Raw genomic sequence first — 19,811 nt, 5'->3', positions numbered from 1 at the left:
GGTGTTCCTTCCTATATCTACGCATTTCACCGCTACACAGGAAATTCCACCACCCTCTACCATACTCTAGTCAGTCAGTTTTGAATGCAGTTCCCAGGTTGAGCCCGGGGATTTCACATCCAACTTAACAAACCACCTACGCGCGCTTTACGCCCAGTAATTCCGATTAACGCTTGCACCCTCTGTATTACCGCGGCTGCTGGCACAGAGTTAGCCGGTGCTTATTCTGTCGGTAACGTCAAAACCACCACGTATTAGGTAATGGCCCTTCCTCCCAACTTAAAGTGCTTTACAATCCGAAGACCTTCTTCACACACGCGGCATGGCTGGATCAGGCTTTCGCCCATTGTCCAATATTCCCCACTGCTGCCTCCCGTAGGAGTCTGGACCGTGTCTCAGTTCCAGTGTGACTGATCATCCTCTCAGACCAGTTACGGATCGTCGCCTTGGTGAGCCATTACCCCACCAACTAGCTAATCCGACCTAGGCTCATCTGATAGCGCAAGGCCCGAAGGTCCCCTGCTTTCTCCCGTAGGACGTATGCGGTATTAGCGTCCGTTTCCGAACGTTATCCCCCACTACCAGGCAGATTCCTAGGCATTACTCACCCGTCCGCCGCTCTCAAGAGAAGCAAGCTTCTCTCTACCGCTCGACTTGCATGTGTTAGGCCTGCCGCCAGCGTTCAATCTGAGCCATGATCAAACTCTTCAGTTCAAACATCTTTGGGTTTTTAAGAAACCCTAAACTTGGCTCAGCAATCGTTGGTTATTCTTTGATTTCTCGCGGAGTAACTTGTGATGCTGATAATCTTGTTGACTATCAGTCTGACTCCACAAGCACCCACACGAATTGCTTGATTCAGTTGTTAAAGAGCGGTTGGTTAAGAGCTTTCGTCTCAACCGAGGCGCGCATTCTACAGCAGCCTCATTTGCTGTCAAGTGATTATTTTCAGAAGCTTTCGAAGATTTCTTCAACAACTTCAACCACTTGCGCTTGCGATCTCTCGTTAGCGGGAGGCGAATTCTACAGCGTTACACGCTGCTGTCAACACCTCTTTTTCTCCGCTTTCGACCGAGAAGATCGAATCGTTAATAGCGTCAAACAACACGACTCTACCAACTCCTTCTGGGCTTCGATGAACTGAAGCAAACCGCTGCCTTATCCTGCATAACTCATTGTTTACCAAGGAGTTTTACGTTTCGACTGCGCCGGAAGTGGGGCGAATTATAGACGTCCAGAATCTGCCGTCAACCATTAATTTGGTTTTCCTATCAATCTACTGAAGTTGATTAAAAAACCACCAAAACATGCTCCTCTATATAAAACATGCTCCTCTATATATAGAAGAGCTCCCCCTAGATGACTCCCGCTTCTTTTAAAGCCTTCACATTCGCCAAGCCCAACCCCAACACATCCTGCAGCACCTTGGCCGTATGCTGCCCCAATAGAGGAGGCGCAGTACGGTATTCCACAGGCGTCTTGGATAACCGAATCGGACTGGCCACCAGTGGCACCACCCCTGACAACGCATGTGGCAGCTGTATCGCCAACCCTCGTGCCTTCACCTGAGGATCGGCAAACACCTGGGCCAGGTCATTGATCGGCCCGCAAGGCACACCAACCCGCTCCAGTTGTGACACCCACTCAGCCGTCGTCTTGAAGACCGTAACCTGGCGAATCAATGGAATCAGCTCAGCGCGGTTGGCTACCCGCACCTTATTAGTAGAGAACCGTGGGTCATCCGCCCACTGCGGCTGCCCAGCCACTTCGGCGAACTTGCGAAATTGCCCGTCATTACCCACGGTCAATATGAAATCGCCATCGGCCGTAGGGAAATCCTGATAAGGCACGATATTCGGATGAGCATTACCCAGTCGTTTTGGCGCCGCTCCCGTGGCCAGGTAATTCATCGCCTGGTTAGCCAGACAAGCCACCTGCACATCAAGCAACGCCATATCGATATGCTGCCCACCACCGTCATGATCCCGATGCGCCAGCGCAGCCAGGATCGCCACTGTCGAGTAGAGCCCAGTGAGAATGTCAGTCAGCGCCACCCCTACCTTCACCGGTCCGGCGCCCTCCTCACCTTCCGGCCGGCCGGTAAGACTCATCAGCCCACCCAACCCCTGGATCATGAAGTCATACCCCGCGCGAGCGGCATATGGCCCCGTCTGCCCGAAGCCAGTAATCGAGCAGTAGATCAACTCCGGATTCACCTTCTTGAGCGACTCGTAGTCCAACCCATACGCCGCCAGTCCACCCACCTTGAAGTTTTCGATCAAGATGTCGGACTTGGCCGCCAGATCTCTCACAAGTTGCTGCCCCTCCGGCCGCGTAAAATCGATAGTCACCGACTCTTTGTTGCGATTAGCCGACAAGTAGTACGCCGCTTCACTCGTGTTCTCGCCATCCACGTCCTTAAGGAAGGGCGGCCCCCAGGCGCGCGTATCGTCCCCGCTACCAGGTCGCTCAACCTTGATCACCTCAGCCCCAAGGTCCGCAAGGATCTGCCCGGACCAGGGGCCTGCCAACACTCGCGATAAATCCAATACCCGCAGATGCGAAAGCGCGCCCATGCAGTTCTCCTATTAATAGAACGCCTGAAGACCGGTTTGCGCGCGCCCCAGAATCAGGGCATGCACGTCATGGGTGCCCTCATAAGTGTTAACCACCTCCAGGTTCACCAGATGACGCGCCACCCCGAACTCATCGGAGATGCCATTGCCCCCCAACATGTCCCGCGCCATACGCGCGATGTCCAAGGACTTGCCGCACGAGTTGCGCTTCATGATCGATGTGATTTCAACCGCAGCCGTTCCCTCATCCTTCATACGCCCCAGACGCAGGCAGCCTTGCAGCGCCAGGGTGATCTCGGTCTGCATATCGGCCAGCTTCTTCTGGATCAATTGAGTTGCCGCCAATGGCCGGCCGAACTGCTGACGATCCAAGGTGTACTGGCGAGCGGTGTGCCAGCAAAACTCCGCGGCCCCCAAAGCCCCCCAGGAAATGCCATAACGCGCCGAGTTAAGGCAGGTGAAAGGACCCTTCAAGCCGCGCACATCCGGGAAAATGTTCTCTTCCGGCACAAACACGTTATCCATCACGATCTCACCGGTGATGGAGGCGCGCAGGCCGACCTTGCCGTGAATCGCTGGCGCACTCAGGCCCTTCCAGCCTTTCTCCAGGACAAACCCACGAATATCCCCAGCGTCGTCCTTGGCCCACACCACAAACACGTCCGCAATCGGGCTATTGGTGATCCACATTTTTGCGCCGCTCAGGCTGTAGCCGCCATCCACTTTGCGTGCACGAGTAACCATCGCGCCGGGATCGGAACCGTGATCAGGCTCGGTCAAACCAAAGCAGCCAATCCATTCGCCCGAGGCCAATTTCGGCAAGTACTTCTGCTTTTGCGCTTCGGTGCCAAACTCATTGATAGGCACCATCACCAGTGACGACTGCACACTCATCATCGAGCGATAACCGGAGTCGACGCGCTCAACCTCACGCGCAATCAGGCCGTAGCTGACGTAGTTCAAACCACTGCCCCCGTACTGCTCAGGAATCATTGCCCCCAGCAAACCGGTCTCACCCATTTCACGGAAAATCGCCGGATCGGTCTTTTCATGGCGAAAAGCTTCGAGCACACGCGGCGCCAGCTTGTCCTGGGCGAATTGCTCAGCACTGTCGCGCACCATGCGCTCCTCTTCGGTGAGCTGTTGATCCAGCAGCAGTGGATCGATCCAGTTGAAGCTTGCCTTGCCAGCCATGAATGAGTCCTCGCAAAGAAAATCAGAAGTCGTGCATGGAGCCTAGGCCGGGCAGGCAGGGAGAGCAAACGAGGTTTTTGCATAGGCTTGTGATAATTTCTCACTTCGTAACGCCTACAAGCGGTGCAACTGCACTTTTTATGTGAGGACAAGGTATATGCGCAGGAAAATTCCCAGCACCACCGCCCTTGTCAGTTTTGAAGCGGCAGCCCGCCACGAGAGCTTTACCAAGGCGGCGCATGAGCTTTCCATCACCCAAGGCGCCATTTGCCGACAGATCGCCAGCCTGGAGGAGTTTTTAAGTGTCGAGCTGTTTCGGCGCTCACGGCGCGGGGTAAAGCTGACGGAGGCGGGACTTTCATACAGCCGTCGCGTGGCCACCCAGCTGGACGCTGTGGAGCGCGATACCCTGTCCGTCATGGGACAGCAAGGCGCAAACACCATTGAACTGGCCGTGGTACCCACTTTTGGTACGCAATGGTTGATCCCTCGCCTCAAGGACTTTCAACGAGAGCATCCGGAGGTGACGGTAAACCTGACTAACCGCACGCGCCCCTTCCTCTTTGCCGATACAGAATTTGACGCAGCAATCTACTTCGGCGACGCAGATTGGTCCGGCACCGAATCCCACAGGCTAATGGGAGAAAATCCTGTCCCCGTGTGCAGCCCGCGACTATTGGGCGAACTTGAGCGATTCACCCCCCAGGAGATTGCAGAACTGCCATTGCTTCAACAGACCACCCGCCCTTACGCCTGGCGCCAATGGTTCAACGCCCAGCAACTGAACGTGCCCCGCGACATGACAGGCCCACGTTACGAGCTATTCTCGATGTTGTCTCAAGCCGCCATGCATGACATGGGTATTGCACTGATCCCGCCATTCCTTATCCAGCGAGAACTGGACGAGCAGCGACTGGTGATCGCAAGCCCGCAGGCACTGACCAGTTCGAAGGCTTATTACCTGATGATTCCTGACAGAAAAGTCGAATCAGCTTCACTGCACGCGTTCAGAGACTGGTTGATAGACCAATCGCAGCGCTACAGCCCAGCACTTAAAGGACAAGCCTCACATGCTGACTTTGTAGTCAGCTAAATTTAAAGCCTACAGATGTACGTATATGTCGCATTTAAGCAGACTGTACCTGTCAGCCTGAAACAAGGCTTAAAGCCATGATTTTCGTGGCTTGTAGCGACTCCTATCAGCCAATGCCCGACTATTCACATCAACGATGGAAAAAAACACACGAACCAGCTGAAGCCCTTTAAGCACCTGTATTTAAAGAGGTTATTTCAGACCGTTGCGACAATCAGTCACAGGGTGACTTGTAGTTAATTTTTCGTCACCCGTCATAATCCCTTGAAGGCCGTAAAGTTCGCCTGCAAAATGCCGCGCCCCGCTGTCATTTCAGCGGGATCGTGCTGATCGGCCGCCCCAGCTGCGCCACTCGCGGTGCACTGGCCTTTTTACAAAAAGATCAAAAGCAAAAAGATCATGCAGGAGATTTGACGTGCACATTGGTGTTCCTCTCGAAACCCAGACCGGTGAAACGCGGGTGGCTGCCACCCCGGAAACCATCAAGAAGCTGATCGGCCAGGGCCATAAGGTCACTGTTCAAAGCGGCGCCGGCCTCAAGGCCAGCATCGTCGACAGTGCCTATGAAGCAGCAGGCGCGACCATTGGCAGTGCCGGCGATGCGTTTGGCGCCGAGCTGATTCTCAAGGTGGTCGCCCCCAGCGACAGCGAACTGGCGCTGATCAAAAGCGGCACTGTGTTGGTGGGCATGCTCAATCCGTTCAGCAACGAAACCATTGCCAAGCTGGCCGAGCAGGGCATCACTGCCTTTGCGCTGGAAGCTGCGCCACGTACCTCGCGGGCCCAGAGCCTCGACGTGCTGTCTTCCCAGGCCAACATCGCCGGCTATAAAGCCGTGTTGCTGGCCGCCCATCACTACCCGCGTTTCATGCCGATGCTGATGACCGCCGCCGGTACGGTCAAAGCCGCGCGCGTGCTGATCCTCGGCGCCGGCGTCGCGGGCCTGCAGGCGATCGCCACGGCGAAACGCCTGGGCGCCGTGATCGAAGCATCCGACGTGCGCCCTGCGGTAAAAGAGCAGATCGAATCCCTTGGCGCCAAGTTCGTCGATGTCCCCTACGAAACCGACGAAGAACGTGAATGCGCCGTCGGTGTTGGCGGCTACGCACGCCCGATGCCCAGCAGTTGGATGCAACGCCAGGCCCAAGCCGTGCACGAGCGCGCCAAGCAGGCAGACATTGTCATCACCACCGCCCTGATCCCCGGCCGCAAGGCGCCGACGCTGCTCAGCGCCGACACCGTCGCGCAGATGAAGCCCGGCTCGGTGGTGATCGACCTCGCCGCCGCCCAGGGTGGCAACTGCCCGCTGACCGTCGCCGACCAGGTGGTGGTGGAGAACGGCGTGATCATCTGCGGCCCAACCAACCTGGCCGGTGCCGTCGCCGCCGACGCCTCAGCTTTATATGCGCGCAACCTGCTGGACTTCCTGAAGCTGGTCTTCAACAAGGAAGGGCAGTTTGAAATCAACCTCGAAGACGACATCGTCGCCGCGTGCCTCATGTGCCGCGACGGCCAAGTCATCCGCAAAAACGCCTAAGCAGGGATTCAGACGATGGAAGAGCTTATCTCCCCCGGTATCTACAACCTGATCATCTTTGTGCTGGCGATTTATGTCGGTTACCACGTGGTCTGGAACGTGACGCCCGCGCTGCACACGCCGCTGATGGCAGTGACCAACGCGATTTCCGCGATCGTGATCGTAGGCGCCATGCTGGCTGCCGCCCTCACCGTGACCCCGCTGGGCAAGACCATGGGCACCCTGGCTGTGGCCCTCGCAGCCGTAAACGTGTTCGGCGGTTTCCTGGTAACTCGCAGGATGCTGGAGATGTTCAAGAAGAAAGCCCCGAAAGCAAAAGAAGAGGCGCCGAAGTAATGAGCATGAATCTGGTGACGACGCTGTACCTGATCGCGTCGATCTGCTTTATCCAGGCCCTCAAAGGCCTGTCGCATCCCACTACGTCGCGACGCGGCAACCTGTTCGGCATGCTCGGCATGGCGCTGGCGGTACTCACGACCGTAGGCCTCATCTATAAGCTCGGCGCTGAGCTGGCCACCGCCGGTATCGGCTACGTGATCGTCGGCCTGCTGGTCGGCGGCACCGCCGGCTCGGTCATGGCCAAGCGCGTAGAAATGACCAAGATGCCCGAACTGGTCGCCTTCATGCACAGCATGATCGGCCTGGCCGCGGTGTTTATCGCGATTGCCGCCGTGGTCGAGCCGCAGTCCCTGGGCATCGTCAAACACCTGGGCGATGCGATCCCGGCGGGCAACCGCCTGGAGCTGTTCCTCGGCGCGGCCATCGGTGCGATTACCTTCTCCGGTTCGGTGATCGCGTTCGGCAAGCTGTCGGGCAAGTACAAGTTCCGCCTGTTCCAAGGCGCACCGGTACAGTTTGGCGGCCAGCACAAGATCAACCTGGTGCTCGGCCTTGCAACACTCGGCCTGGGGCTGGCGTTCATGTTCACCGGCAACCTCACCGCCTTTGCGCTGATGCTGGCATTGGCGTTCGTGCTCGGCGTGCTGATCATCATCCCAATCGGCGGCGCCGATATGCCGGTTGTTGTGTCGATGCTCAACAGCTACTCCGGCTGGGCCGCGGCGGGCATCGGCTTCTCGCTGAACAACTCGATGCTGATCATTGCCGGTTCGCTGGTGGGTTCAAGCGGTGCGATCCTGTCGTACATCATGTGCAAGGCGATGAACCGCTCCTTCTTTAATGTACTGCTCGGCGGTTTCGGCAATGCGCCGGATGCCGGTGCCGCAGCCGGCTCTAAAGAAGCACGCCCGGTAAAATCCGGCTCGGCCGACGACGCCACGTTCCTGCTGACCAACGCCGACACCGTGATCATCGTTCCAGGCTATGGCCTGGCAGTGGCACGGGCACAGCATGCCCTGAAGGAACTGACCGAGAAGTTGACCCACCGTGGCGTGACCGTGAAATACGCGATCCACCCGGTGGCCGGCCGTATGCCTGGGCATATGAACGTCCTGCTGGCCGAGGCGGAAGTGCCTTACGACCAGGTGTTCGAGATGGAGGATATCAACTCCGAATTCGGCCAGGCTGACGTGGTGCTGGTGCTGGGCGCGAACGACGTGGTCAACCCGGCCGCCAAGAACGACCCCAACTCGCCGATTGCCGGCATGCCGATCCTGGAAGCGTTCAAGGCCAAGACCATCATCGTCAACAAGCGCTCGATGGCCAGTGGTTATGCCGGGCTGGATAACGAACTGTTCTACCTGGACAAGACCATGATGGTCTTCGGTGATGCCAAGAAGGTCATCGAAGACATGGTCAAGGCCGTCGAGTAACACTGCGCCAGAGCAATACCCGAAACCCTGGCCTCCAGTAGGCTGGGGTTTTTTATTACCCCATGAAACCCGACCAAAGGCTCTAAATCGCTGCCCCGCATTCGACCATGGTAGCGGGCCGAATTTTTTTGAAATCACTACACTGCCCACCTTGCTTCCGTAGCCTGAGATAACAATTCATGTACCGTGATCGTATCCGCTTGCCTTCGTTGTTGAACAAGGTCATGAGCGCGGCAGACGCCGCCGCACTGATCGAGGACGGCATGACCGTCGGCATGAGCGGCTTCACCCGTGCCGGTGAAGCCAAGGCCGTGCCCCACGCCCTGGCCGAACGCGCCAAGACGTCCCCGCTGAAAATCACCCTGATGACCGGCGCCAGCCTGGGTAACGACCTGGATAAGCAGTTGACCGAAGCCGGCGTGCTGTCCCGCCGCATGCCGTTCCAGGTCGATAGCACGTTGCGCAAGGCGATCAACGCCGGCGAAGTGATGTTTATCGATCAGCACCTGTCGGAAACCGTCGAGCAACTGCGCAACAACCAGCTCAAGCTGCCGGACATAGCCGTCATCGAGGCCGTTGCGATCACCGAACAAGGCCATATCGTGCCCACCACGTCTGTGGGTAACTCCGCCAGCTTCGCGATTTTCGCCAAGCAAGTGATCGTCGAGATCAACCTGGCACACAACCCGAATCTGGAAGGGCTGCACGACATCTATATCCCGACCTACCGGCCAACCCGTACGCCGATCCCGCTGGTAAAGGTCGACGACCGCATCGGCAGCACCGCGATCCCGATCCCGCCGGAGAAGATCGTCGCCATCGTGATCACCAATCAGGCCGACTCAGCCTCCACCGTGACACCACCCGACAGCGACACCCAGGGCATTGCCAACCACCTGATCAACTTCCTCAAGCAGGAAGTGGACGCCGGGCGCATGACCAACAAGCTTGGTCCGCTGCAGGCCGGGATCGGCAACATTGCCAACGCAGTGATGTGCGGCCTGATCGATTCGCCGTTCGAAGACCTGACCATGTATTCGGAAGTGTTGCAGGACTCGACGTTCGACCTGATCGACGCCGGCAAACTGAGCTTTGCCTCAGGCAGCTCGATCACCTTGTCGGAGCGGCGCAATGCCGACGTGTTCGGCAACCTGGAGCACTACAAAGACAAGCTGGTGCTGCGCCCGCAGGAAATTTCCAATCACCCTGAAGTAGTGCGGCGCCTGGGCATTATCGGCATCAACACGGCGCTGGAGTTCGACATCTACGGCAACGTCAACTCCACCCACATCTGCGGCACGCGGATGATGAACGGCATCGGCGGTTCCGGCGACTTTGCGCGCAACGCGCACCTGGCGATCTTCGTCACCAAGTCGATTGCCAAGGGCGGCGCGATTTCCAGCGTGGTGCCGATGGTCAGCCATGTGGACCACACCGAGCACGACGTCGACATCCTGGTCACCGAAGTAGGCCTCGCGGACCTGCGGGGCCTGGCGCCACGGGAGCGGGCCCGGGTGATCATCGACAACTGTGTGCATCCGGCATACCGCGATGCGCTGAACACTTACTTCAACACAGCCTGCGCCATCGGTGGCCACACCCCACACATCCTGCGCGAAGCACTGAGTTGGCACATTAACCTGGAAGAAACCGGGCATATGCTCAAGGCTTGATTGATACAGATTCGAGCTGACGCAAACACAGTTTCGTCAGCTCGATGCCACACCCCTCGCTTCTTGAAAAAACTGTACTGCTGTACCGGTCATTTCCTACCGAAAATTCCCACACTCACCTCACAAAATGCTTATTTCGCACTGTTTCAGTGCAGACAGGTACAGTTGCCCCATTTCCGTACAGTACAGCACCTATAAACAGTTAACTGGCCCCTCACAATACAGGTGAACTGTATCTAGAGAGTCTTGCGCCGGAGGAGGATCATTGGCATCAGTTAAACCACTACCTAATCCCGCCACAAGCGGAAGGATGTCATCATGGAACGTACACTCAGTTCCGAACTGTTCTTCGAAGAAAAAGCTGTAAACACCCAGGCTTCCCTGCCTTTGCGCGTTCTCGCCAACCTGATGTTGTGGCAGCGCCGCATCTCCAGCCGCCATCAACTGGCTCGTCTGGATTCGCGTCTGCTGGCTGATGCCGGTATCAGCGAAGCTCAACGCTATGAAGAGCTGAGCAAGCCGTTCTGGCGTTAATTGACGCCCGCTGGCCCTGACCTACCGGGTCCACTGCCAGCACTGATTTGTCAAAACAAAGCCCGCCCCGGGAGACCGGAGGCGGGCTTTGTTGTTTTCCGGGAGAGCCTTCTTTCCGTCCAAACAGAAGCCATTCATCCAAACCAGTACAGTTAAAAAAATATAACAGTTAAGCAGTACAATTAAACATTGGTGTATCTGTAACGGTCAGAGCCACTCGCCCACCATGGCGTTCCAGGACCTCACGAAAGGCGCTCACCATGGACACCCAACCCTCTCTCTATAAACGGCTGTTACACAGGACAGCTTCCACGCTGGCCAAGTGGCTCCGCCACGCCTACGAACGCCGCCAACTGGCGCAGCTCGATCTTCGAGAACTCTCCGATGTCGGCATCAGCCCGGGAGACCGAATGGCCGAGTTGTCCAAGCCGTTCTGGCGAGACTAGGCAGTCAAGAAGCTTTCCGAACGGATAAACAGCGGCTTAATATCCATGCACAACGTGGCGAACCGTTTAGGACAGGCGTCTGATTCCCAATGGCCGCCCTGCGCCACCTTATTCGTTCACCTACAGGAGTCACCCCATGTCCCGTATTCGCCTGCTGAGTGCTGCTGCCCTGCTGGCCCTGGCCACCAACGCCAGCGCATCCAGCTTCATCGTGACCACCGACTCCATCGTCGGCGCACTGAAGGCTACTTCCGACGCCACCTCCGATGCCACTTCGTCACTGCGGGATAACAAGGTCGTGCGCGCCGCCCGTGACGACGCAGCCAGCTTCGTCGCAAGCGAAGGCGCCATTCGTGGTGTGAAGCTGGAAAGCGCCCTGGCCCAGATCCGCCAACAGGCGCCGCAACTGAACACCGCGACTGACGCACAGCTGGCCCAAGCCATCCTGGCTATTTGAATGAGTTGACACAAAGGGAGCGCCCGTCGCTCCCCGATGCCGCCGCACTGGCTCTCGCCCGGGCATTACGCTAGCCTTGGCGCTCGTTTTCAGTTGTCGAGTCCCATGGCTTTTTCATACCGCCTGCTAATTGTGCCTGTGTGTTTGTGTGCCAGTTGGTCGCCATTGGCTTCGGCCTTCGACCTGACCATCCAAGGTACCGTCGCGAGTGCGTACGCCACCAGCAAGGTGACCTCCGCGCCTTTCGACCGGAAAGTAGTCGTGGCGGCCCAGGATGATGCCGCTGCGTTTATCGCCACTGACGGCCAATGGCGGGGCGCACGGCTCGAATCCGCGCTGGATTACCTGCGCCGTACCCAACCAAAACTTAACGCCAGCGACCTTGAACTGGCGCAGGCAATTCTCGTCCAATAATCATCTTTGTATTTCGGAGTCATTCCATGCGTAGCCCGCTGATCGCCGCCACCCTTGGCCTGCTGTTGTTGGCCGACGTTGCCCAGGCACATACCCTGGTGGCCACCAGTAACATCATTGTTCGCGCCTCTGGCCGCACCATTGATTTCACTTCGGACACCACCACCTCCATCCGCGACTCCAAAGTCGTGCGCGAAGCCCACGATGACGCGGCCAGTTTCGTCGCCACCAACGGCGAGATCCGCGGCGCACAGTTGGAAGCCGCCTTCGACACCCTGCGCACCCGCCTGCCGGAAGCGCGCGATGCCAGCGATCAGACCCTCGCCGAAGCTATCCTCGCTCTGTGAGGCGCCTTGTCGCCTGGCTCCTGGCCGGGACTGTGCTGCTGTGTGCCAGTACAGCCCAGGCCAGCCTGCAACTGCGGCTCAAGACAGATGGCTTGAGCCCGGCCGAACAGCAGGCCAGCCAGGCATTGCTCGATGAGGCGATGCGCTCGCTGCCACCGCGCTTCGTCGAGCAGTTGGACCGGCGCATCGATGTCGGCTGGACCGACAAGATGCCCGAAAATGCCTATGGCCAGGCTTCGTTGGTGGCCGAGCTGGACCTCAACCGCAACCTGCTCGACAGCCTGACCGACGGCAGCGCCGCCACGCAGAAAACCAATCGCCCCCACGGCACCGTGCGACGGGAAATGCTCGCGACCGTGCTGCATGAACTGACCCACATCTATGACCGTGCGCGCCTGTGGCCCAAGGACGAACGCGCGCTGATCCAGCGTTGCAGCCGCCAGAACAACATCACCGGCCTGATCGGCCTGCCCGATCAATGCCGTGGCCAGAATGACCGGCGCTTCACCCTCAGCGATGACCCGCGCCTGCTGGACCTGGCGGGTTGGCCGCAATATGTCGGCCGTCGCGGTGAGCGCGAACAACACAACCGTCAGGTCGCGCGCAGCCCGGATATCTACGAAACCACCAGCCCGCTGGAATTCGTAGCCGTCAATATGGAGTACTTCCTCCTCGACCCAAGCTATGCCTGCCGGCGCCCCGCGCTGTTCCGCTATTACAAGGAACACTTCGGCTGGGCCCCTCCGGAACAAGACACCTGCGCCAAGACCTACGCGTTCCTCAACGCCGGCAACGATTTCGCCAAGACACCCCTGGGCCACGTCGACCCCGAGCGGGTCTACGAAATCGACTACCTGCTGGCCGAAGCCAACCAGAACCTGGTCAGCCGCTGGGGCCACAGTATGTTGCGCCTGGTGATCTGCGCGCCGGGCCGCCCCCGTGGGCCGGACTGCCGGCTCGACCTGGACCAGCACCTGGTGCTTTCCTATCGCGCCTTCGTCGGCGATGTACAGCTGTCCAGCTGGGACGGCCTGGTGGGCAAGTACCCGTCACGGCTGTTCGTGTTGCCGCTGGCCCAAGTGATTGACGAATACACCAAGACCGAACTGCGCGGCCTGGCGTCCGTGCCGCTGAAACTGTCGCGCCAGGAGATCAACGACACCGTCGAGCACGCCGCTGAAATGCATTGGAGCTATGACGGCAACTATTACTTCCTGTCCAACAATTGCGCGGTCGAAAGCCTGAAACTGCTGCGCAGCGGCAGCGCCAACCCGCAGCTGACTGGCCTGGACAACATCACGCCGAATGGCCTGCTGGAAGTGCTGCAAGCCCGCGGCCTGGCGGATACCAGCGTACTCAACGACAAACGCGAGGCCATGCGCCTGGGGTATCACTTCGACTCCTTCCGCGAACGCTACCAGGCCATGTTCGACGTGCTGCGCAAACACCTGCCGATCAAACAGACCCAGGTTGAAGACTGGCTGTCCCTCAGCGCCGAAGAGCGCCGCCAGTGGTTTGACCAGGCCGACCTGCGCACCAGCGCCGCACTGCTGCTGCTGGAACAGGCGAGCTTTCGCAAACAGCTGATGCTGGCCCAGGACGAAGTCAAGCAACGCTACCTCGGTGCACGCGAGCTGAAAAACGGCGGCATGGAGAAAGCTAACGCCACACTGCAGCAGATCCTCGCCAACAGTGGCTTCCTCAGCCGTCCGGCAGAACTGCTGGGCAGCGGTGGCTATGGCCTGCCGCAACCGTCGGAAGCCAAGCGCCTGGAATCGGAAAGCGCCGAGCGCCAGAAGCAGCTGCAATCGCTCACCGGCGAGCTGGATAAAGAGGTGAGGGCGCTGCTGGATCCGTCCCGCGCGGCCGAAATTGCCGCGTGTGAAGCCAACCTAAAGCAGGTGGGTGAACATCTGCGCAAACTGCACAAAGCAGCGGGCGGTCTCGAGCTGCCCTGAAGTACACGGGATAAACACATTCCAATGTGGGAGCGAGCCCCCTCCCACATTTGCAATGTGTACACCTGAAGACCGTACATCTTCCCACCACCAACTGTTTTGCCAACGAAAGCTGGCTGAAAGCTAACGCGTCTAGGATCGCCCCCAACTGCCGGCAACAGACCGGCTGTACACAACAACAATGGTGATTCCCGATGTCCGTCCGTACCCGCCTGTTCGCCCCAACTCCACCCGTACGCCTAGTGCCTTTCGTTCTGCGCTGACCCCACCCCGGTTTGCCATTCCCTAGCCGCGCTACGCCTGGAGTATTCCTATGCTGACTTTCCTTGGCTTTGCCATGGTCATCACGTTCATGTTCCTGATCATGACCAAGCGCCTGTCCGCGCTGATCGCCCTGATCATCGTGCCTATCCTGTTCGCGCTGTTCGGCGGTTTCGCACCGAAGATCGGCCCGATGATGCTCGAAGGCATTACCAAGCTCGCGCCCACCGGCGTGATGCTGATGTTCGCCATCCTCTATTTTGCCCTGATGATCGACTCCGGCCTGTTCGACCCGGCCGTGCGCAAGATCCTCAAGATGGTCAAGGGCGACCCGCTGAAGGTGTCGGTCGGCACCGCCGTGCTGGCCCTGGTGGTGTCCCTCGACGGTGACGGCGCCACCACCTACATGATCTGCGTGGCCGCCATGCTGCCGCTGTACCAGCGCATCGGCATGAGCCCGCGGATCATGGCCGGCCTGATCATCCTCGCCGGTGGCGTGATGAACATGACCCCCTGGGGCGGCCCGACCGCCCGCGCCGCCAGTGCGCTGCACGTGGACCCCTCGGATATTTTCGTCCCGATGATCCCGGCGATGGCCGCCGGTGTGGTGGCGATCCTGGTGATTGCCTACATGTACGGCAAGCGCGAACGGGCGCGCCTGGGTGAACTGCACCTGCAAGGCGACGAGATCGACCACAGCGAGATCAGCGTGTCGCAATACCCGGACGCCCGCCGTCCGAAGCTGATCTGGTTCAACGGTGCCCTGACCCTGGCCCTGATGTGCACCCTGATCGCCGGCCTGTTGCCGCTGCCGGTGCTGTTCATGGTGGCATTCAGTATCGCGATGATCGTCAACTACCCGTGCCTGCAACAGCAGAAAGACCGCGTCGCCGCCCACGCCGGCAGCGTATTGGCGGTGGTAGGGTTGATCTTCGCCGCAGGGATCTTCACCGGCATCCTGTCGGGCACCGGCATGGTCGATGCCATGTCCAAGAGCCTGCTGGCCGTCATTCCGGAAGCCATGGGCCCTTACCTGGCGGTGATCACCGCACTGGTGAGCATGCCGTTCACCTTCTTCATGTCCAACGATGCGTTCTACTACGGCGTACTGCCAGTACTCGCCGAAGCCGCCAGCCACTACGGCATCACCGCGGTGGAAATGGCTCGCGCCTCGATCGTTGGCCAGCCCGTGCACTTGCTCAGCCCGCTGGTACCGTCGACCTACCTGTTGGTGGCCCTGGCCGGTATCGAATTTGGCGATCACCAACGCTTCACCTTGAAGTGGGCAGTACTGGTATGCCTGTGCATAATGTTCGCCGCATTGCTGATGGGGATTTTTCCGCTGTTCAGCACTCTATAATCGTACCGACTCACTCACCGCGCGGCGCTGCAGCTTGCGCGGTTTAACACTTGCTCAAAGGAATACACATGGAATGGCTGACCAATCCGGAAATCTGGATTGCCTTCTTCACCCTGACGGCCCTCGAGATCGTCCTGGGCATCGATAACATCATCATGATTTCGATCCTGGTCAGCCGCATGCCCAAGCATATGCAGGCACGCACCCGGATCTTCGGCCTGGCATTGGCCATGGTCACGCGAATCCTGTTGCTGCTGTCGATCACCTGGGTCATGCGCCTGACCGACGACCTGTTCGTGGTCTTCGGCCAAGGCATTTCCGGCCGCGACCTGATCCTGTTCTTCGGTGGCCTGTTCCTGCTGTGGAAAAGCTCCCAGGAGATGTACCACGCCCTGGAAGGTGAAGACGAAACCCACGACGAACCCAAGGGCGCCGGTGGCAAGTTCATCTACACCATCATCCAGATCGCGATCATCGACATCGTGTTCTCCCTGGACTCGGTGATCACCGCCGTGGGCATGGTCTCCCATGTGCCGGTCATGGTTGCCGCGATCATTGTTGCCGTATTGGTGATGATGCTGGCCGCCGGCACCATCAGCGACTTCATCGACAAGCACCCGTCGCTGAAAATGCTGGCACTGTCGTTCCTGCTGGTGGTGGGTACCGTACTGATCGCCGAATCCTTCGACGTGCACGTGCCAAAAGGCTACGTCTACTTCGCCATGGCGTTCTCGCTGGCGGTGGAAGCGGTGAACATCAAGATGCGCACCGCCATCGCGAAAAAGAAGAAACAGCAGGACCCTGTGAAACTGCGCAAGGACATTCCGGGTCAATAAACCCGAGCCAGACAAAAAAGGGGCTTTTATAAGCCCCTTTTTTTCATGCATAAAAAGCTGATTTCATGACAGTTTTGTTTCAATCCCCACTTTAGCTATGCGATGCTGGCGCCGAGCCCATTCGCCAACTACAGCTTAACTACAAGACGTAGAACGGCACGCGGCAACTTTCCTTCGCTCCTCTTGGAGCGCACCCACACGGGGGGCCGAGCATGCTGACCTTGCTCAATCTGCTTTCCGCCGTGACCCTGCTTATCTGGGGCACGCACATCGTCCGTACCGGCATCCTGCGGGTCTACGGTTCCAACCTGCGTCAAGTCATCGGGCAGAACATGTCCAAGCGCTGGCTGGCATTTGTCGCCGGCATCCTGGTGACCGCCATGGTGCAGAGCAGCAACGCCACGGCGATGCTGGTGACCTCCTTTGTCGGCCAGGGCCTGATGGGGCTGGTGCCCGCCCTGGCGACCATGCTCGGCGCCGACGTCGGCACCGCGCTGATGGCGCGGGTGCTGACCTTCGACCTGTCCTGGCTGTCGCCGCTGCTGATCTTTCTCGGGGTGATTTTCTTCCTGTCGCGCAAACAGACGCGGGCCGGGCAGTTGGGCCGGGTCGGGATCGGCCTCGGCCTGATCATCCTCGCGCTGCAATTGATCGTCGAAGCCGCCGGGCCGATTACCCACGCCCAGGGCGTGAAAGTGCTGTTCGCCTCGCTGACCGGCGATATTTTGCTCGATGCCCTGGTCGGCGCCCTGTTCGCGATGATTTCCTACTCCAGCCTCGCCGCTGTCCTGCTGACCGCCACCCTGGCCGGCGCCGGGGTGATCGGCTTGCACGTGGCCATCGGTCTGGTGATCGGCGCCAACATCGGCAGCGGCGTGCTGGCCTTTCTCAGCACCAGCATGCAGAACGCCGCCGGTCGCCAGGTCGCCTTGGGCAGCCTGCTGTACAAACTGATCGGCCTGCTGCTGATTATTCCGGTCCTCGACCCGCTGGTGCTGTGGATGGACGGGCTGGACTACAGCGCCCAAGGCATGGTCATCACCTTCCACCTGCTCTACAACGTGAGCCGTTGCCTGATCCTGCTGCCCACCATCGGCCCCATGGCCAGGCTGTGCGCCTGGTTGCTGCCGGAGCGGGACGAGGTCAACGGCAAGGCTCAACCGCGCCACCTGGACCCCACGGCCCTGACCACACCGAGCCTGGCCCTGGCCAACGCCGCGCGCGAAACCCTGCGCCTGGGTGATCTGATCGACAACATGCTCACCGCCATGCAGGAAGTGCTGCGCGGCAAACAGACAGCCATTACCCAGGAAATACGCAGCCTCAGCGACGACGTCGAGGCACTCTACAGCGCGATCAAACTCTACCTGGCGCAAATGCCCCGCGAAGACCTCAGCGAGCAAGACAGTCGGCGCTGGGCCGAAATCATCGAGCTGTCGATCAACCTGAAACTGGCCGGCGACCTGATCGAACGCATGCTGCGTAAAGTCCAGCAGCAGAAAACCTCCCAACGCCGCCAGTTTTCCGAAGTGGGCCTGGAAGAACTCACAGGCCTGCACAGCCAATTGATCGCCAACCTGCGCCTGGGCTTGTCGGTGTTCCTCAGTGCCGACCCGGAAAGCGCGCGCCAACTGCTGCGCGAAAAACGCCGCTTTCGCGCCCAGGAACGCCGCCTGGCCCACGCCCACGTCAGTCGCCTGCAACGCAAGATCGTGCAGAGCCTGGAGACCAGTTCCCTGCACCTGGAGCTGATTGCCGACATGAAACGCTTGAACTCGTTGTTTTGCAGCAGTGCTTATGTAGTCTTGGAAACGTCCGACACCGGCGCACTCTCCGCCGAAGATATTGCCGACATCACACATTCACCCTGAACGTACGATGGCCCGTGAAGTCAGTTAAAGCTGACCTCACTCGCCAGGAAGCTTGTTATGCGTCGCCTGTTGTTCGCTTGCCTGCTCATGGGTTCTGCCCACGTCTTTGCCTTTGACCGCTTGCAGGTTGAGGGCTACACCTTGCCCAACGGCCTGCAATTGCTGCTTAAACCGGGCACCGAGCGCGGCCATGTGGCGATTCGCCTGGTGGTCGGCGTCGGCCTGGACGACTTCAGTTGCGAAGACAAGGAACTGCCGCACCTCCTTGAGCACTTGCTGTTCAGCGGTATCGACGGCGGCGGCGAAGGCGAGCTGGAAGACCGCATGCAAGCCCTGGGTGGCGAGTGGAACGCCTACACCAGCAACGCCGATACGACCTTTGTGATCGAGGCACCCGCGCAAAACCAGCGCAAGGTGCTCGACCTGCTGCTGGCGATCATCACCCGCACCCAGTTGACCGACGCCAATATCAACGCGGCCAAACAGGTAGTCGAGCGCGAAGACGGCGGTCATTACTCCCACCTGCAACGCCTGCTCGACCGCCAGGACCTGGGTCACACCGCCAGCAATCAACTGGCCATCGAGCTGGGGCTCAAATGCGCCGAGCGTGCCGAGGTCGATCACCTGACCCGCGACCAACTGGAGACGCTGCGCAAAAATTGGTACGCCCCCAACAACATGACCCTGATCATCGTCGGCGACCTCGACAAACTGCTGCCGGCCTACCTGGAGCGCACCTACGGTCAACTCGACCCGATCGAACCCAGCGAGCACCCGGCGCTGCCGCAGATCCAGCACGCCGCCGCCAGCCACCGCGACCTGATCCACGGCTGGGTGGGTGACAGTGCCAAACTGCACTGGCTGTTCCCCGAGCCGGTGCTGGACGACCAGCATGATGAAACCTACGACCTGCTCAAGGATTACCTGGACTGGGCGCTGTACCGCCAACTGCGCCTCAAGCATGGGTTGTCCTACGGCCCCTGGAGCGAGCGCGAGGTGTTGGGTGGCGTTGGCTTCCTCAGCCTGAATGCCGACCTCGAGCGGGACAACCTCCCCGAAGCCGAGCAGGTGCTGCAAGACCTCAAGGCGCAACTGCTCAAGGACGGCCTGGACCCAACGGTATTCGCGCGCCTCAAACAGGCCGCCATCGCCCGCCAGGCCTGGGCCGTGCAGGGCAACAGCGCGCTGGCCGACTATTATTGGAGCGCCTCGGGCGATTACGACAACGGCCACTTCAGCGACCCGGTCAAACGCATCAAGGCCGTGAGCCTGGAGCAGACCAGCCAGGCCATGCGCGAGTTGCTCAAGCAACCGGGTTACTGGCGCATCGAGAAACCACTGCTGAGCTACGACATGCTCAACTGGATCGGCGCCGGCGTCCTCGGGCTGATCGCCATTGCGTTGATCGGCGTGCGCCGTTATCGCAAACGGATCGCGTAATGAGGCACCGAACCCTGGCCTAAGACGTTATTCTGTCTGGGA

17 protein-coding genes and 1 rRNA gene (1 of these 18 cut by a window edge) are annotated in these 19,811 nt (G+C 59.3%); 15 read left to right on the top strand and 3 right to left on the bottom strand.

The genetic code is table 11. The features are described 5' to 3' along the window. From J3D60_RS21935 to J3D60_RS21925, 3 genes are all read right to left on the bottom strand, one after another. Positions 1 to 714, bottom strand: a 16S ribosomal RNA gene (locus tag J3D60_RS21935) (it extends 823 nt beyond the left edge of the window). Positions 715 to 1,355: 641 nt separating this feature from the next. Then, positions 1,356 to 2,576: a CaiB/BaiF CoA-transferase family protein gene (locus J3D60_RS21930; protein WP_092488064.1), complete on the bottom strand. Its 1,221-nt coding sequence runs from the start codon at positions 2,574 to 2,576 to the stop codon at positions 1,356 to 1,358. Between the two features lie 12 nt (positions 2,577 to 2,588). Continuing rightward, positions 2,589 to 3,770 carry an acyl-CoA dehydrogenase gene (locus J3D60_RS21925; RefSeq protein ID WP_065937843.1) on the bottom strand — a complete coding sequence of 394 codons (1,182 nt, stop codon included), beginning with the start codon at positions 3,768 to 3,770 and terminating at the stop codon, positions 2,589 to 2,591. A 157-nt stretch (positions 3,771 to 3,927) separates the two neighbouring features. Here J3D60_RS21925 and J3D60_RS21920 point away from each other — a divergent pair, with 157 nt between their 5' ends. From J3D60_RS21920 to J3D60_RS21850, 15 genes are all read left to right on the top strand, one after another. Further along, the gene (locus J3D60_RS21920; RefSeq protein ID WP_253492735.1) at positions 3,928 to 4,863 is read left to right on the top strand and encodes a LysR family transcriptional regulator; all 936 of its coding nucleotides are present in this window, start codon (positions 3,928 to 3,930) and stop codon (positions 4,861 to 4,863) included. 415 nt (positions 4,864 to 5,278) lie between these two features. Then, positions 5,279 to 6,400 (top strand): Re/Si-specific NAD(P)(+) transhydrogenase subunit alpha, encoded by a 1,122-nt coding sequence (locus J3D60_RS21915; protein ID WP_065937845.1) that lies wholly within the window; start codon positions 5,279 to 5,281, stop codon positions 6,398 to 6,400. A gap of 15 nt (positions 6,401 to 6,415) precedes the next feature. Then, entirely contained in the window at positions 6,416 to 6,736 is a 321-nt protein-coding gene (locus J3D60_RS21910) for an NAD(P) transhydrogenase subunit alpha (RefSeq protein ID WP_003220416.1), read from the top strand. Next, on the top strand, positions 6,736 to 8,172 hold the full coding sequence (locus tag J3D60_RS21905; protein ID WP_065937846.1) for an NAD(P)(+) transhydrogenase (Re/Si-specific) subunit beta: 1,437 nt from the start codon (positions 6,736 to 6,738) through the stop codon (positions 8,170 to 8,172). Before J3D60_RS21910 ends, J3D60_RS21905 begins: the two co-directional genes overlap by 1 nt. Positions 8,173 to 8,351: 179 nt before the next feature. Then, on the top strand, positions 8,352 to 9,845 hold the full coding sequence (locus J3D60_RS21900) for an acetyl-CoA hydrolase/transferase family protein (protein ID WP_065937847.1): 1,494 nt from the start codon (positions 8,352 to 8,354) through the stop codon (positions 9,843 to 9,845). Positions 9,846 to 10,163: 318 nt separating this feature from the next. Continuing rightward, on the top strand, positions 10,164 to 10,379 hold the full coding sequence (locus J3D60_RS21895) for a DUF1127 domain-containing protein (protein WP_003187413.1): 216 nt from the start codon (positions 10,164 to 10,166) through the stop codon (positions 10,377 to 10,379). 260 nt (positions 10,380 to 10,639) lie between these two features. Beyond that, on the top strand, positions 10,640 to 10,825 hold the full coding sequence (locus J3D60_RS21890) for a DUF1127 domain-containing protein (protein ID WP_027608005.1): 186 nt from the start codon (positions 10,640 to 10,642) through the stop codon (positions 10,823 to 10,825). 136 nt (positions 10,826 to 10,961) lie between these two features. After that, positions 10,962 to 11,282, top strand: coding sequence for a DUF2388 domain-containing protein (locus tag J3D60_RS21885; protein ID WP_027608006.1), 321 nt, complete (start codon positions 10,962 to 10,964; stop codon positions 11,280 to 11,282). Between the two features lie 105 nt (positions 11,283 to 11,387). After that, positions 11,388 to 11,696, top strand: a complete 309-nt coding sequence (locus J3D60_RS21880; RefSeq protein WP_027608007.1) for a DUF2388 domain-containing protein — start codon at positions 11,388 to 11,390, stop codon at positions 11,694 to 11,696. Positions 11,697 to 11,722: 26 nt separating this feature from the next. Next, a complete protein-coding gene (locus tag J3D60_RS21875; RefSeq protein ID WP_027608008.1) occupies positions 11,723 to 12,043 on the top strand; it encodes a DUF2388 domain-containing protein in 321 nt (106 codons plus the stop codon). Further along, a complete protein-coding gene (locus J3D60_RS21870; protein WP_065937849.1) occupies positions 12,040 to 14,001 on the top strand; it encodes a DUF4105 domain-containing protein in 1,962 nt (653 codons plus the stop codon). Before J3D60_RS21875 ends, J3D60_RS21870 begins: the two co-directional genes overlap by 4 nt. 313 nt (positions 14,002 to 14,314) lie before the next feature. Beyond that, complete coding sequence (locus J3D60_RS21865) at positions 14,315 to 15,622, top strand: CitMHS family transporter (RefSeq protein ID WP_003170826.1); 1,308 nt, start codon at positions 14,315 to 14,317, stop codon at positions 15,620 to 15,622. Between the two features lie 68 nt (positions 15,623 to 15,690). Then, positions 15,691 to 16,458, top strand: coding sequence for a TerC family protein (locus J3D60_RS21860; RefSeq protein ID WP_027608010.1), 768 nt, complete (start codon positions 15,691 to 15,693; stop codon positions 16,456 to 16,458). A 212-nt stretch (positions 16,459 to 16,670) separates the two neighbouring features. Further along, on the top strand, positions 16,671 to 18,329 hold the full coding sequence (locus tag J3D60_RS21855; RefSeq protein WP_092356058.1) for a Na/Pi cotransporter family protein: 1,659 nt from the start codon (positions 16,671 to 16,673) through the stop codon (positions 18,327 to 18,329). Between the two features lie 57 nt (positions 18,330 to 18,386). Continuing rightward, a complete protein-coding gene (locus J3D60_RS21850; RefSeq protein ID WP_115488285.1) occupies positions 18,387 to 19,769 on the top strand; it encodes a pitrilysin family protein in 1,383 nt (460 codons plus the stop codon). Positions 19,770 to 19,811 lie beyond the last annotated feature (42 nt).

Origin of the sequence: Pseudomonas sp. S3E17, assembly GCF_024168685.1 — a bacterium.
Taxonomy (GTDB): domain Bacteria; phylum Pseudomonadota; class Gammaproteobacteria; order Pseudomonadales; family Pseudomonadaceae; genus Aquipseudomonas; species Aquipseudomonas marginalis.
The sequence above is the reverse complement of the archived record's forward strand: the minus strand, read 5'-3'. Positions and strand labels throughout refer to the sequence as shown.

Excerpts from the sequence above, each read along its gene's own strand:
- J3D60_RS21930 (WP_092488064.1), bottom strand. The coding sequence starts at position 2,576 with ATGGGCGCGCTTTCGCATCTGCGGGTATTGGATTTATCGCGAGTGTTG.
- J3D60_RS21925 (WP_065937843.1), bottom strand. The coding sequence starts at position 3,770 with ATGGCTGGCAAGGCAAGCTTCAACTGGATCGATCCACTGCTGCTGGAT.
- J3D60_RS21920 (WP_253492735.1), top strand. The coding sequence starts at position 3,928 with ATGCGCAGGAAAATTCCCAGCACCACCGCCCTTGTCAGTTTTGAAGCG.
- J3D60_RS21910 (WP_003220416.1), top strand. The coding sequence starts at position 6,416 with ATGGAAGAGCTTATCTCCCCCGGTATCTACAACCTGATCATCTTTGTG.
- J3D60_RS21905 (WP_065937846.1), top strand. The coding sequence starts at position 6,736 with ATGAGCATGAATCTGGTGACGACGCTGTACCTGATCGCGTCGATCTGC.
- J3D60_RS21900 (WP_065937847.1), top strand. The coding sequence starts at position 8,352 with ATGTACCGTGATCGTATCCGCTTGCCTTCGTTGTTGAACAAGGTCATG.
- J3D60_RS21895 (WP_003187413.1), top strand. The coding sequence starts at position 10,164 with ATGGAACGTACACTCAGTTCCGAACTGTTCTTCGAAGAAAAAGCTGTA.
- J3D60_RS21890 (WP_027608005.1), top strand. The coding sequence starts at position 10,640 with ATGGACACCCAACCCTCTCTCTATAAACGGCTGTTACACAGGACAGCT.
- J3D60_RS21885 (WP_027608006.1), top strand. The coding sequence starts at position 10,962 with ATGTCCCGTATTCGCCTGCTGAGTGCTGCTGCCCTGCTGGCCCTGGCC.
- J3D60_RS21880 (WP_027608007.1), top strand. The coding sequence starts at position 11,388 with ATGGCTTTTTCATACCGCCTGCTAATTGTGCCTGTGTGTTTGTGTGCC.
- J3D60_RS21875 (WP_027608008.1), top strand. The coding sequence starts at position 11,723 with ATGCGTAGCCCGCTGATCGCCGCCACCCTTGGCCTGCTGTTGTTGGCC.
- J3D60_RS21865 (WP_003170826.1), top strand. The coding sequence starts at position 14,315 with ATGCTGACTTTCCTTGGCTTTGCCATGGTCATCACGTTCATGTTCCTG.
- J3D60_RS21860 (WP_027608010.1), top strand. The coding sequence starts at position 15,691 with ATGGAATGGCTGACCAATCCGGAAATCTGGATTGCCTTCTTCACCCTG.
- J3D60_RS21855 (WP_092356058.1), top strand. The coding sequence starts at position 16,671 with ATGCTGACCTTGCTCAATCTGCTTTCCGCCGTGACCCTGCTTATCTGG.
- J3D60_RS21850 (WP_115488285.1), top strand. The coding sequence starts at position 18,387 with ATGCGTCGCCTGTTGTTCGCTTGCCTGCTCATGGGTTCTGCCCACGTC.